This is a genomic window from Polluticoccus soli, assembly GCF_029269745.1.
Taxonomy (GTDB): Bacteria; Bacteroidota; Bacteroidia; order Chitinophagales; family Chitinophagaceae; genus Polluticoccus; species Polluticoccus soli.
In genome coordinates this window covers 1,326,042-1,339,500 of record NZ_JARJHT010000001.1, presented here as the reverse complement: position 1 = coordinate 1,339,500, position 13,459 = coordinate 1,326,042, and the positions used below count along the sequence as shown (strand labels likewise).

Here is a 13,459-nt window from a genome sequence, read left to right as displayed (position 1 = left end):
CCGACGACAGTTTATGAAGCTTAATACTATACTCAAAGCGATACAGGAAGAAGGAACTGATAAGGTTGACAGCCGGAGGGGCCTTTTTAAAAGTTTCGGGTCGAAGGTGATGCTGGCATCACTGCCGTTGGCAGCGGGTTCATTGTTCAGGACCGCTAAGGCACAAACAGCTGGTGAACTGATAGAAGCATTGAACCTTGTGTTGACCTGGGAACAGTTTGGCGAAGCATTTTACACCAAGGTGTTGAATGAGGGCCCTGTTTTTGGTTCGGTAGGTGCGCGAACAGCATTCGAATTACTCCTGGCACAAAAACAAAAACACATAGCTTATCTAAGCGCAGTAATACACGATGGCGGTGGTGTGCCAGCTACAGCACCAACATTCGACATTACAGGCGGAAGTGGCTCGGGCACTGGTCCGTTTGCAGAGTCGCTGGTGAATTTCATAAAAATGCTGGAACTAGCGCAAACCATTGAGGATACTACCATACGTGTCCAAAAGGGAACGGTAACCAAGCTGATGGTAAATGATACTTTCCTGGCTGCCGTGCTGAGTATACACACCGCAACTGGCAGGTATGCAGCTAAAGTGCGTAAGATGCGCAAGGATGCGGGCGTTGTTGGAATTCGTCCATGGGTTACAGGCAGCAACAGCGATACAGAGAATTCTTACCTGCAATCTTATTACCACGGTGAATCGATCACCGTACAATCAGGTATCGACATGATCGGGCTGAACGCACAGGATCTGAAATTCGATGCTGTAACACAGGCATTCGATGAGCCGATGACGAAAGAGCGCGCCGCTGAAATCCTCGATTCTTTTATTGACGTTTAAAAACATCAACACATTGATACAGGGCGGGTACCATTGGTGCCCGCTTTTTTTATGATACGGGATCTACATCAGGGAGTACCTGCAAGGCATTGTTACCCTTTGTCGTAGTGATGGCTTGTCGCTGGGTGCGGATCACGGATTTTACTTCGTTGATGACACGGCGGTCGCGGGGACATTTTATCCAGATCTCCTGTACATAAAGATTACGCACGCGCGAAACCACAGCGGGACCCGGCCCTTGTATGATAATGCCCTCGATCTTGGACACTGCCTGAGCCATGACGTTGGCAGCTTCGATGGTTTTGGGTTCGTCTTTGTGTTTGAATATTACCTTGATAAGCCTTGAGAACGGAGGATAGGCAAAGTACTCGCGGTATTTTATCTCGTGATCGTAGTAAGCGCGCACATCGTGTTCCTGCACCCATTTCAAAACCGGGTGTTGCAGGTTGTGCACCTGTATGATCACACGGCCGGCACCATCGGCGCGACCTGCGCGGCCGCTCACCTGCTCCATCAGCTGGAATGCGCGTTCATTAACGCGAAAATCGGGATAGCTTAACAGGCTGTCGGCGCTAAGGATACCTACTAAAGACACAGGTGCGAAGTCCAGTCCCTTTACTACCATCTGGGTGCCCACCAATATGTCTACTTTTTGTTTGGCCAGTTGGTCCAGCAGTTGTGACAGCGTTTGCTTGCCGCGCATGCTGTCAACGTCCATGCGCGCTACGCGTGCCTTAGGGAATAATTGCTGTACTTCTTCTTCTATCTTCTCCGTGCCGAAGGTTTTGCTCTGCAGGCGATTGCTGCCGCATGAAGGGCAGCTATGAATAACCGCGGATTTCTGTCCGCAATAGTGGCAATGCAGTTTATCGGTGCTTTTGTGATAGGTGAGCGCCACCGCGCAGTTTTTACACTGAGGCACCCAGCCGCATACCATGCACAGCTGGAAAGGTGCATAACCCCTGCGGTTCTGGAACAGTATGACCTGCTTTTTGTTCTGCAGCGCTTCGCCCATTGCCTGCTGCAATTCCGGTGTCAACAGTTTATATCCCAACTGCCGTACAGCCTCCAGCGATTTCGCATTCACCAGTTCGATACCCGGCATGCGCACGCCCTGGTAGCGCTCTTTTAACTGCACATAGCCATACTTGCCTTGTTGTGCATTGTACAGGCTTTCCACGCTTGGTGTGGCAGAACCGAGTATCACTTTTGCTTTGTGTAGAGAGGCAAGGTATATAGCAGCATCGCGCGCGTGAAAGCGCGGAGCCGGGTCTTTTTGTTTGTAAGAAGCATCGTGCTCTTCGTCGGCAACGATGATGCCGATGTTGTTATAAGGAAGCCATAACGCAGAGCGCGGGCCTGCAACTACTTTATACTTGCCCGTCCGCACCTTTTCCCATATCTCTACACGCTCATTGTTGCTGAAACGTGAATGGTATACACCGAGGTCGTCGCCGAAGTATGCATATAAGCGACTAACGAGTTGCGTGGTCAATCCTATCTCCGGGAGTAGCAGTATGGCCTGTTTGCCTTCAGCAATAGCAGCCTTCACTCTATCTACATACAGTAGCGTTTTACCGCTACCGGTTACACCTTCCAGCAGCACCACATCTTTTTCGTCCATGCTTTGCAGCAGTTCATCGTAAGCTTTTTGCTGTGCGAGGGTGAATACTATCTCTTTTTCCTCCTGCTTTTTGCCAAACACCAGCCGGTCTACTTCAACTTCTTTTACTTTGAAAATGCCTTTGTCGGCCAGTGCCTTTACCTGCGCAGCCGTGGCGCTGGTCCGCTCAATGATATCTGCCTGCCGCACCGTGCCATTCTTCATCGACAGTTCGATGTAGGCCATCAGCAGTTCCAGTTGCTTAGGCGCGCGCGACAGCTCGTCGAACAAAGCATGCAGTGCTTCGTCGCCCGTAAACTCTTCGGCCAGCGTTACCACCCGCTCCTTCTTGGGACGGTATTCCGGCTCCAGCGCATCTTTAATGATCACCACCTGGTTCTCGATCAGCTCCTGCAGCACTCCATTGAAATGCCTGGCGCCCGTGATGCTGCGCAACTCGGTCATGGTGAGCTCACCGCGGTTTTCGAGCGATTCGGCAGCGGGATAGGCTGCGTCGCTCCACTCGTACACCACATCTATATCCTGAGGAGCCCATTGCAGCCGGGTTTCGCCCTGCAGCTTAAGGTGGGCAGGCAGTGCTGCCTGCATTACTTCGCCGGGCTCGGCCATATAGTAATCACCTATCCATTTCCAGAACTGGAGCTGTGTGTCATTTACCACCGGCTCCTCGTCTATCAGCTGGCGGATGGGTTTAACCTCGTATAACTCGGGTTTTTCGTGGTGCAGCCTGTCAACAATGCCGGAATAGACCTTGTTCTTCCCCAGCGATACTTCTACGCGCATACCCGTGCGGATAGCCCCCTGCATATCTACAGGCACACCATAAGTAAGTGTGCGAGAAAGATTTAGCGGAAGTATAATATCTGCAAAAAGGGCGCCGGTACCGTTTGTGGAAAGCAGGGGCTGCATAACTGCTGCAAGATAGACAATCGCGTGTGACAAGCGGCTGCGTAATATATTTTCACATTTTCACATAGGTTATAATCCCGGCAGTCTTCGTACCTTTGCAGTTCAACGTTTTTTGGAAAATTTATGGCAAAACAAACAGAGAGAAAATGTTCTTTTTGTGATCGTGCAGAGAGTGATGTAAACATCTTGTTTACCGGTATGAAGGGTAATATCTGCGATCAATGCATAGAGAACGCTCATCATCTGTTGCAGGAGGCCACAGGTGACGACAATAAGAAGAAGAAAGAAAGCCACCAGGACACCCTGAAGCAACACAAGGTCTACAAGCCCCGCGAAGTAAAAGAATTCCTCGACCAGTATGTAATAGGACAGGACGACGCTAAAAAGATATTATCGGTAGCTATATACAACCACTACAAAAGGCTGATGTTGCCTGTGGTAGACGATGTTGAGATCGAAAAATCGAACATCGTTATGGTAGGCGAGACCGGTACGGGTAAGACCCTGCTGGCTAAAAGCATCGCCCGCCTGTTGCAGGTGCCGTTCGCTATTGTAGACGCTACGGTGTTTACAGAAGCAGGTTATGTTGGCGAGGACGTGGAAAGCATCCTGAGCCGCTTGTTGCAAAGCTGCAATTTTGACGTGGCTGCTGCTGAGCGTGGTATCGTATATATCGATGAGATAGATAAAATTGGCCGTAAAGGCGATAACCCATCCATTACCCGCGATGTGAGCGGCGAAGGCGTTCAGCAGGCTATGCTGAAACTGCTGGAAGGTTCGGAAGTGCTGGTGCCACCACAGGGCGGACGCAAGCACCCTGAGCAAAAGATGGTAAAAGTGAATACACAGAACATCCTGTTCATTTGTGGCGGCGCTTTCGAAGGTATCGACAAGATGATCGCCCGCAGGGTGCAGGCTTCGTCTATCGGTTACAACGCCATCCGCGCAGCGAAAGAAGTAGACAGGGCCAACCTGCTGCAATACGTGAACTCACAGGATCTGCGCAGTTTTGGTTTGATACCTGAGTTGCTTGGCCGCCTGCCGATAGTTACGTACCTGAATCCGCTGGATAAGGACGCACTCAAACGTATCCTGACCGAGCCGAAGAATGCGCTCATCAAACAATACGGCAAGCTGTTCGAATACGAGGGCATCAAGCTGGAAGTAGAAGACGCCGCGCTGGAGTATATGGTAGAAAAAGCCATTGAATACAAGCTGGGTGGCCGTGGCCTGAGGGCTATCTGCGAAATGATACTGACAGATGCGATGTTCGACCTGCCTTCTGAAAAACACGATGGCACGTTCAAACTGACGCTGGACTATGCAAGGCAGATGCTTGAGCATTCAAAACTTGATTATCTTAAAGCAGCATAATCTCTAAAACAACTATCGAATGGAACAACTGGAAAAGTTATTGATGGAACGTGCAGGTCTTACACAGGAGCAAGCCGTAAAATCGATTCAAACGATCAAAGAATTTATACAATCTCAACTGCCTCCAATGATGCAGGGCATGGTAGACAATTTCATGGGCAGCAGCGCAGGCAGCGACAGCGCCGATTATACCGAGCCAAGAGGTAATTAATCTTAGTAGAAAAAAAGCCCCGCTCATCGCGGGGCTTTTTTATTTTGTATGATATTAAGGTGTCAGGGGGAAACACCTGACACCACATTAAATATCTTAGTTTCATGTCTAAAGTCATCAGATACATAAATCTGATTTCCTACCTGCTTTGTTGCTTAGCTGCTGATGCCCAGCAACAAGTAATGATCATTAAGCGATGCAATTTTGAAGGGAACAATCATTTTTCTTCCGAGAACTACATTTGCGAGAAAATGTATTTTAACGGAGAAGAACCTACTGCTAGACTAACATATGCGATAAACAACTGGCAGGTGTACGATTCAGCCGTGTTTGAACATAAAGGCAACGAACGCTGTATCGTAGAGTTTCATCCTGAATACAATTTCGATAGCAGGATAATTACGCGATACAAGTTTGCCAGGAGAGTTTGCGGGCAGGAAGATACTTTGAATCCACTTCTTTGGGCTATTCACGATAGATATGATTTGTCTAAACCTTACTTAAAAGATCTGTCATTTCTTCTCGAAAGTGATCCTGATCGCAAGGGTGATACGTTCAGTTTTAGAGATGGCATTATTCCATTATTTTTTGTGAGTTATGGCATACCATACAATGAGCTGCTGTACTCGTTCAGCTTCCGTATAAGTGACAACACGATCAGAAGCGATACATTTTACCTTCAGTATTATACATTGACCAGAAGCTTTAAGTATGAAGATGGCATACTGCAAAAGGTAGAAATTGCGGTGGAAGACAAGAGGGACAACTCCATTTCAAAATGGCAGGAATATTTCAGCAAAGTGAATTTATAGAGGATTATTCTTCTTCCTCTTGAGAGGGGCGTGCGCCGGCCTCGTGCGTGAGCGGGTTGTGTCTCGATACATAAGCTGTCCACCCAATCTTCAGCTTTTCAACCACCCCGACTGACAACGGGCTTGCGCCCTCTGCCAGTCGCCCCTCCTTAACTAAGGAGGGGAGTTGTATGCCGTTGCTTTTTTATGCGGGATATTTTACAATAAAATGCTGCTTTTGTTTAAATGCAGGATCGAAGAAGAGCAGGCCATATTGATACAGGTCGACACTGAGCGTTACCCGGGAGCTGCTACTTAGTTTATCCCATTCGTCGGTTGCTTCCTGCGTAGCATGAATGTCTTTTATCGCAATGATCGTATCGGGCCTTGTGCTGTCAAATAGATTCTTCACCTGCCGTGTGGCCTGTTGTTCTTCTACAAATACAAGCTTCTTATCAGTGAAGTAAGTGCGCAGCAATTCCTTTAAAGATTTGGCCTTTATCTTTTGAATGCCGTCCTCTATAAATGCATACACAAACGGCGAATGCGTACCGTGGCGGCCTTTGGCTTTCCGTTTGTACAATAAGTATTGAACGAGTGCGTGCAGCGTCACAGGTTGATGTGTTCGTACTGCTTGAAGGTGTAATCGAAAGCGTGCTTCTCGTCTTTGTTGTGTGCTTCTTCCCAAACCAGCTTCCAGTGACTATGGTCCACATGCGGGAAGAAGGCATCTGCGTCCTGTACGACAGTTTTCACTTCTGTAATGTACATGCGGTCGAGAAGTGGCAGCGCTTCTGTAAACACATGTCCGCCGCCAATTACAAAGGCTTCTTCCGTTGTCTCGGTTTCCAGCTTTTTAATAGCAGTCTGCAGGTCGTTTGCCAGTTCTACGCCTTCGGGTAGGCTCAGGTCTGTTTGACGTGATAAAACGATGTTGAGCCTTCCCGGCAAAGGTTTGCCACCCAGCGAATCCCAGGTCTTTCTGCCCATCAGCACAGGCTTGCCCATGGTTGTTTTCTTGAAGAATTTCAGGTCTTCGGGCAGGCGCCATGGCAACTGGTTGTTCTTACCAATGGCATTATGTTCATCGGTGGCTACTATTGCTGAAAGGATCATACAGCAAATGTAACGATTTAGCGCTGGCTATGAATCGCGCAGCATCGCTTCTATCTCGTCGGTATTGGTATGAAAACGGAACGTACCGAACTTGTTTCCCTCTTCCAGTGTAAAGCTGGTTGCAACTGTTTGTTTTTCAAACTCAGTTTTGAATATCGTAACGCCATCTTCTTTGGCTACACCAAGGTAGCTGAACGATTTTATGCGACCATACTCTTTCATTGCATTTCCAGGTCCTTCTCCTCCAAACGTTTTTTCGACAAATTCTTTAGCGTCAGGCAAAAAAAGATCTGCCAGCTTTTCGGTCTTGCTTTTGTTGTAATAGTGTTTAAACCTGCTCATGGCCCGCTCATAATCTTCTTTTGACTGAGCCATTGCCATGGCCGGAACGAGAAAGGATATAAGGATGAGGTTCTTCATATCAGAAATATAAGACATTAGTTTTGCCTTTGCAACCCCTGTTACCAGCAATGTTGCAAAGGAACACAATGGCTCAATTTAACTGGGAGTTGACTACTATGCTATTGTGAATTGAGCATCATTTCGTCTATCTCATCGGACCTGGCATTGAAGCGAAACGTACCAAACTTATTGCTCTCTTCTAACGTGAAGCCCGTGGGCAGTGTCTGGTTTTCAAATTGCGTTTTGAAGATGATCATACCACCTTCCCTGGTTACTCCAATATATTTGAAGGATTGGATCGGTCCGTAGCGTTTGATAAGATCGCCTATGTTCTCTTTATCAAAGGCGGTCTCAACGAATTGCTGTGTTTGCGGAGCGAACAGTTCGATTATCTTTTTTGAATTCTGCTCGTTGTAGTACTGGCTGAACCGTACCATGGCCTGTTCACAGTCATCCTGCGATTGTGCTGCGGCGACCGCCGGCAACAGTAAGCATATCAGGATGAGGTTCTTCATAGCAGGAAACTCTAACCATCGGTTGGTAGAAAAATAGTACCCCAAAGCACCTCGTCCGGGTACCAATAAATGATTTTAACATTCCGTGTTAGAACGGGATAGCGGGCAAGCTTCCTGAACAGAGCCAGTGGATTTAGGGGCAAACGATGCTAAACATTATATTTGCCGCATAATTAACCGATATGCTGCCCATACAATTATTCAGGCAAAACAAGGAGCTGATACTGGACGGTTTGAAGAAGAAGAACTTCAAAGAACCGGAGCTGGTAGACCAGATCATAGAAATGGATGAACGCCGCAGGCACTTGCAGGCTGAGAACGATACCCTTCTGGCAGCGATCAATTCGGCATCCAAAAACATCGGCCAGCTGATGGCCAAAGGCGAGAAAGCAGAAGCTGAAACCCTGAAAGCGCAGGTATCGCTGAATAAAGACAAAACCAAAGAACTGTCGGTTAAACTGGCTGAGCTGGAAGAAGAACTGCACGATACACTGGTGAAATTGCCAAACATGCCACACAGTAGTGTTCCCTTTGGTAAAACACCGGAAGAAAATGAAGTAGTGAAGCAAGGCGGCAGTACGCCAGATCTGAGTACGCAAAAGCTGGCCCACTGGGACCTGATGGACAAATACAAACTGGTGGACTTTGAGCTGGGTAATAAAATAACCGGCAGTGGTTTCCCTGTGTATATTGGACAAGGTGCTAAGCTGCAACGCTCGCTCATCAACTACTTCCTCAACTATAATATAGACGCGGGTTATAAAGAGTATTATCCGCCTTATATGGTGAACGAAGCAACCGCGTATGGTACCGGTCAGCTGCCCGATAAAGAAGGACAGATGTACCATGTGACAGTTGATGGTTTCTACCTGATACCAACAGCGGAAGTTCCTGTTACCAATGTGTACCGCGACGAGATCGTTGCTGAATCATCACTGCCAATAAAAATGACTGCCTACACACCATGCTTCCGTCGCGAGGCCGGTTCTTATGGCAAAGACGTACGTGGCCTCAACCGTGTTCACCAGTTCGATAAAGTAGAGGTGGTGCAACTGGTGCACCCAGAGAAAAGCTACGAAGCGCACCAGGAAATGGTGGACCATATCGAGAAGCTGTTGCAAAACCTGGGGCTGCAATACCGTATACTGCGTTTGTGTGGTGGAGATATGAGCTTTACTTCTGCACTTACTTACGATTTTGAAGTGTACAGTGCCGCGCAGGAGCGTTGGCTGGAAGTTAGCTCTGTTTCAAACTTTGAAGTGTTCCAGGCCAACAGGATGAAGATCCGTTTCAAAGGCGGAGATAATAAAACGCAGCTGGTGCATACGCTCAACGGCAGCTCCCTGGCATTGCCACGCATCATGGCCTGCCTGCTGGAGAATAATCAAACACCCGAAGGAATAACACTACCTGAAGTATTGCGCCCTTATTTCGGCGCAGATATGATCAAGTAAAACAGAATTAGTAAATTGGACCTATGATACAACGCGTACAAACAATTTGGTTGCTGCTGGCAGCGCTGGCAAATGCCGGGTTATTCATGCTGGATCTATACCGCTATGATACTACAGTAGGTGGTGCTGCAAAGACAGTGAATTTCGAAGCAATGAGTAATCCGTTGCTGATGGTGCTGGCTGTGGCTATCACTGCACTGCCCTTCCTTGCCATCTTCTTATTTAAAAACCGCTCAAGCCAGAAAACTTTGGTGTGGCTCAGTATGGTGCTAACCATTGGGTTTGTTGCTGCTACGCTGATGTCGATTGGCAACATTACAAATACAGGTAGTTCTGCACCAACTAACGGCACTTACCGCGCAGGTTTTGTGCTGCCGGTGTTGTCGTTCATCTTCCATATACTTGCATTGCGTGGTATCAGGAAAGATCAAAAGCTGGTAAAGTCGCTGGACAGACTGCGCTAAACGATATAACAATAGAAAAAGCCCCGTGGTAACGGGGCTTTTTTTTATTTCCTTCTTTTCATCGCGGCTTCTATTTCTTCCACCGTTATCGGTATGCCTTTGAACAGGTCTATGTTGCCCGTTTTCGTGATCCAGATATTGTTCTCTATGCGGATGCCCATTTGTTCTTCTTCAATGTAGAGGCCGGGTTCTACTGTGAGCAACATGCCTTCTTTCAACGGTGTGATGCGTGGACCGATGTCGTGCACATCTATTCCCAGGTGGTGAGATACACCGTGATAGAAGTATTTGCGGTATGCAGGATTTTCCGGATCCTGGTTCTTAATGTCCGTCTTCGTGATCAGTCCAAGTTTTAAACACTGCTTCTCTGTTTCCTGGTTCACCTTGGCTGTATAGTCGAGAATAGAGATGCCGGGTTTCAATAGCGTCTTCGCAAAGTCGTGCACGGCAAGTACTGCGTTATATACTTCTTTCTGGCGCTTGGTGAATTTGCCATTCACAGGAATGGTACGTGTCAGGTCGGCAGCATAGTTGCCGTACTCAGCGCCAAAGTCCATAAGAATGAGCTCGCCATCCTTACATTCCTGGTTGTTCTCAACGTAGTGCAGCACGCGCGCCCTGTCTCCCGATGCGATAATGCAGTCGTAAGCATGTCTGGTTGCACGGTTGCGTAGGAACTCGTGTGTGATCTCGGCCTCTATCTCGTGCTCGTATACACCGGGACGAACGAATTGCAGCACGCGGGTAAAAGCCTTGCTGGTGATATCGATCGCGTGTTTCGTTACATCTACTTCTTCTTTTGTCTTTACCGCGCGTAACTCTTTTGTGATCTTTGCAGCGCGCTCATAGTTGTGCAGCGGATAGCGTTTCATGAACTCGTGCACATAAAACAAGTCGGGACGGATAAGTGACGTATCCAGTCTGTCGTTCTCGTTACTGTTCAGGTATATATTGTCTGCATTGTGCACCATGGCATGCAGCATTGCATCAAAGCTATCCAGCCACTGCACATTCTTGATGCCTGAAATCGCAGTAGCCTCATCCTTACGCAGTTTGTGGCCTTCCCATTTTTCGAGGTGTTCGTTAGGACGCAGCAGGACCAATATCTCGCGGGCGTTCTTGTCGGGATTGTCGGGGTAGAGTACAACCATCGATTTTTCCTGCACTATGCCCGACAGCCACAATACATCTGAATTAGGGCGGTACGTGTAAATAGCATCGGCATTGGTTTGCAGCACAGGGTTACCCGGGAAGATGGCGATCGAGTTCGGCTTCATCATCTTCGCAAACCGCTGGCGGTTTTGAGTATATAACTTAGGTGTTATCGGTAGATATTTCATCGCATTATAGATAGTGATGCAAGATAAGCACTAATGCCAAAGGCTTATTTGCACAAAATGAAAATACCCCGTACGGCGGTACAGGGTATTTGCCAATTATCTTTCGGAGTTAGAACGGATAACCGATCGCGAAATTGAGGATTACGTTGTCTTTACGCCAGTTCGCGCTTGCGGGATCGAACGAGGTAACAAAACGGTTTTGTTCAGACAGCCACGGCTTGCGTATAGGTACGCCAACGTCTATACGGAGCACCAGTATCTGGAAGTTGAGCCTGAGACCGACACCGACGTCCATGGCTAATTCGCTGAGGAACTTGCTGCTGAAGGCGCCCAGGTTATTATACACGGGGTTAGGTCGGTAGGTCCAGATGTTACCCGCATCCATAAATACGGCACCGTGCACAAAGCTGTATAGTTGCCTGCGTATCTCCGTGTTTATCTCCAGTTTGATATCACCAAGGGTTTCCACCAAGGTCTGGTTGTCCGGGTCTTCATGGAAGGTGCCGGGGCCTACCAGTCTCGATCGGAAGCCGCGCAAGCTACTGTTACCACCACTGAAGAATTGTTTGATGTTGGGCAATATCTGTGAGTTCCCATAGGGATAACCGAAGCCAATGATGATGCGGTTGGCCCAAATTGCAAACGGCCCATAGTCATAGTTCATATAGTGTCGGAAGTCCACTGCAAACTTCATGTACTGCGCATACGGTTGGCCGAACAGCTCTTTCGGTGGCTCGTCGAGGCTTGATCGCTGAGCAAGTCCCAGTATATTGCCCGAAAGATCGGCCAGCCCATTGAAATAGAAGTCATGCAGATGCGGCTGCTCCGTTACACGTGTTGAGTAGGTCCATTCATAGGTAGGCCCTATGATCAACCCATCAAACAGCAGGTTGTTGTAATTGATGAAAATAGTTGTGTCTTCGTTTAGTGTATCGATGGTAACATAGTTGATGTTGATCGGATACAATAGGTGCTCTGAGTTGATATTCTCTTTCCACTCATAACCGTAGTTGCCCCTGAAGGAGTGCAGCAGGTATAATGGTGGCCGCAGAATAGCGTCGTAACCGACCTTTATCACGGTTTTCGGAACAAAGATGCTGGACGATTTCGGATCCCAGAAAGGAACGACGAAGCGCGGCACGGTGAGACTCGGTTCCAGTCCAAACTGGAAAGTGTTCACGTTCAGATTTTGTCCGCCACGCTGAATCTCTGAGCCTACATTAGCCGTGATGGCAAGCAACTCTGCACCGCGTAGCGTATTGCGGTTCCGCCAGCCAAAGGTGAGATTAGAACCGGTGCGGCTGTCGCTCTTGGTATAACCATTCACCTCCGCCCGCAACGACATTTTTGGCATAGGCGTGAGGTAGTAGAATGTATTCAGCAGGTTGTCGCCGATATCATCAAACTCATTACGCACAAATTTGAATGTACCCATGTTCACCAGCCTGTTAAGTGCCATGTTCTGGTCGGTACGATTCCACAGGTCGCCGGGGTAGAACTGCATGGCTTGTGTGAACAGCTGCGGTTTGTAACGGTTCCTGCCACCTATAATGTAATAACGTTCATAGAAGGTGGTGTCTTCTTTCCTGGCCTGTAGCGTAGTGTCACGTCTTCTCCTGTCGCGCTGGCCCAGCCGGAAGTTGGGATAGATATATACCTGGTTGATGCTGTAGACTTCATCCGCGTCGTCTGGTATGTCGTCCTTTACCTGTACATACATATCTACTTTATGGTCGCCAACAGAGCTGTCTGTGCGAACAATCAGATAGTCCGGTGTAAAATAATAATAGCCGATCTCTTTCAGGTGTTTGTCTATGCGCTCACGCTCGCCTTTTATCAGGTCGAGGTTGAAAGGCGCGTCTTTTTCCAGCAGCGTTTTGGGTTGTTGCGCGGCAATATCTAACGAGAGCTTGCTGCTGTCGCCTGGGAAGTACACATTGCGGATGGTATAAAGCGGGCCAGTGTTCACATCAAAAGTCGCATGTGTTTTTCGGCGCCGTGTGTTGGTGGTAACGTTGATGCTTGGATAAAAGAAGCCGCGATTTTGTAACACATTTTCAAGCAGCTTGCGATTCTTGGTAGAGTCGAAAGCGCTGGCAGGTACAGGCGGTTCGCCAAATCTTCTAATAAATCCACGAATGCCTTTGCCGACGTTTGAATCACAACCGGACAAGCCATACATAGCGAGTTTTACACGCCAGCCTAGTAGCGTTCCGTTGGGTTTGGGACGAACTGCTTTATCAAGGTCGGCTTGAACAACCTTCCTTAAACGACGCGGACTGTTATTGGGGTCTTTGATGTTGACCCTCGATCCCGTATATAGCGTGTCTCCTTCAGGCAAACACCTGATGCCACTGCATGATGACAGCAGCAGGCAGGCGAGTAAAAGGAGTTGTATGCGATGGTAGTTGGTTGACATAT

13 protein-coding genes are annotated in these 13,459 nt (G+C 48.1%); 6 read left to right on the top strand and 7 right to left on the bottom strand.

Features of this window, described 5'->3' with window-relative positions; genetic code table 11:
• The first annotated feature begins 13 nt into the window (after positions 1-13).
• Positions 14-838 carry a ferritin-like domain-containing protein gene (locus tag P2W83_RS05890; protein ID WP_276132775.1) on the top strand — a complete coding sequence of 275 codons (825 nt, stop codon included), beginning with the start codon at positions 14-16 and terminating at the stop codon, positions 836-838.
• Positions 839-887: 49 nt separating this feature from the next.
• On the opposite strand, the gene priA is transcribed toward P2W83_RS05890, so the two are convergent.
• Positions 888-3,404 (bottom strand): replication restart helicase PriA, encoded by a 2,517-nt coding sequence (priA, locus tag P2W83_RS05885; RefSeq protein ID WP_276132774.1) that lies wholly within the window; start codon positions 3,402-3,404, stop codon positions 888-890.
• 90 nt (positions 3,405-3,494) lie between these two features.
• Here priA and clpX point away from each other — a divergent pair, with 90 nt between their 5' ends.
• The 3 genes from clpX (at position 3,495) to P2W83_RS05870 (ending at position 5,768) form a co-directional block, all read left to right on the top strand.
• On the top strand, positions 3,495-4,745 hold the full coding sequence (gene clpX, locus P2W83_RS05880) for an ATP-dependent Clp protease ATP-binding subunit ClpX (RefSeq protein ID WP_276132773.1): 1,251 nt from the start codon (positions 3,495-3,497) through the stop codon (positions 4,743-4,745).
• Between the two features lie 19 nt (positions 4,746-4,764).
• On the top strand, positions 4,765-4,956 hold the full coding sequence (locus P2W83_RS05875) for a hypothetical protein (RefSeq protein ID WP_276132772.1): 192 nt from the start codon (positions 4,765-4,767) through the stop codon (positions 4,954-4,956).
• A 104-nt stretch (positions 4,957-5,060) separates the two neighbouring features.
• Positions 5,061-5,768 carry a hypothetical protein gene (locus P2W83_RS05870; RefSeq protein WP_276132771.1) on the top strand — a complete coding sequence of 236 codons (708 nt, stop codon included), beginning with the start codon at positions 5,061-5,063 and terminating at the stop codon, positions 5,766-5,768.
• 184 nt (positions 5,769-5,952) lie between these two features.
• Here the strand turns inward: P2W83_RS05870 and P2W83_RS05865 are convergent, their stop codons facing one another.
• The 4 genes from P2W83_RS05865 to P2W83_RS05850 form a co-directional block, all read right to left on the bottom strand.
• Complete coding sequence (locus P2W83_RS05865; protein WP_276132770.1) at positions 5,953-6,360, bottom strand: hypothetical protein; 408 nt, start codon at positions 6,358-6,360, stop codon at positions 5,953-5,955.
• Entirely contained in the window at positions 6,357-6,863 is a 507-nt protein-coding gene (locus P2W83_RS05860; protein ID WP_276132769.1) for a dihydrofolate reductase, read from the bottom strand. The genes P2W83_RS05865 and P2W83_RS05860 overlap by 4 nt, the downstream gene beginning before the upstream one ends.
• Positions 6,864-6,890: 27 nt before the next feature.
• Positions 6,891-7,283, bottom strand: a complete 393-nt coding sequence (locus tag P2W83_RS05855) for a hypothetical protein (RefSeq protein ID WP_276132768.1) — start codon at positions 7,281-7,283, stop codon at positions 6,891-6,893.
• A 101-nt stretch (positions 7,284-7,384) separates the two neighbouring features.
• Positions 7,385-7,780 (bottom strand): hypothetical protein, encoded by a 396-nt coding sequence (locus P2W83_RS05850; RefSeq protein WP_276132767.1) that lies wholly within the window; start codon positions 7,778-7,780, stop codon positions 7,385-7,387.
• A 182-nt stretch (positions 7,781-7,962) separates the two neighbouring features.
• Here P2W83_RS05850 and serS point away from each other — a divergent pair, with 182 nt between their 5' ends.
• Together serS and P2W83_RS05840 are read left to right on the top strand one after the other, a co-directional pair.
• Complete coding sequence (serS, locus tag P2W83_RS05845) at positions 7,963-9,234, top strand: serine--tRNA ligase (RefSeq protein ID WP_276132766.1); 1,272 nt, start codon at positions 7,963-7,965, stop codon at positions 9,232-9,234.
• Between the two features lie 23 nt (positions 9,235-9,257).
• Entirely contained in the window at positions 9,258-9,698 is a 441-nt protein-coding gene (locus P2W83_RS05840; protein ID WP_276132765.1) for a DUF4293 domain-containing protein, read from the top strand.
• Positions 9,699-9,742: 44 nt separating this feature from the next.
• Here P2W83_RS05840 and P2W83_RS05835 read toward each other — a convergent pair whose 3' ends face one another.
• Entirely contained in the window at positions 9,743-11,038 is a 1,296-nt protein-coding gene (locus tag P2W83_RS05835; RefSeq protein ID WP_276132764.1) for an aminopeptidase P N-terminal domain-containing protein, read from the bottom strand.
• Between the two features lie 109 nt (positions 11,039-11,147).
• Positions 11,148-13,457, bottom strand: a complete 2,310-nt coding sequence (tamL, locus tag P2W83_RS05830; RefSeq protein ID WP_276132763.1) for a translocation and assembly module lipoprotein TamL — start codon at positions 13,455-13,457, stop codon at positions 11,148-11,150.
• Positions 13,458-13,459 lie beyond the last annotated feature (2 nt).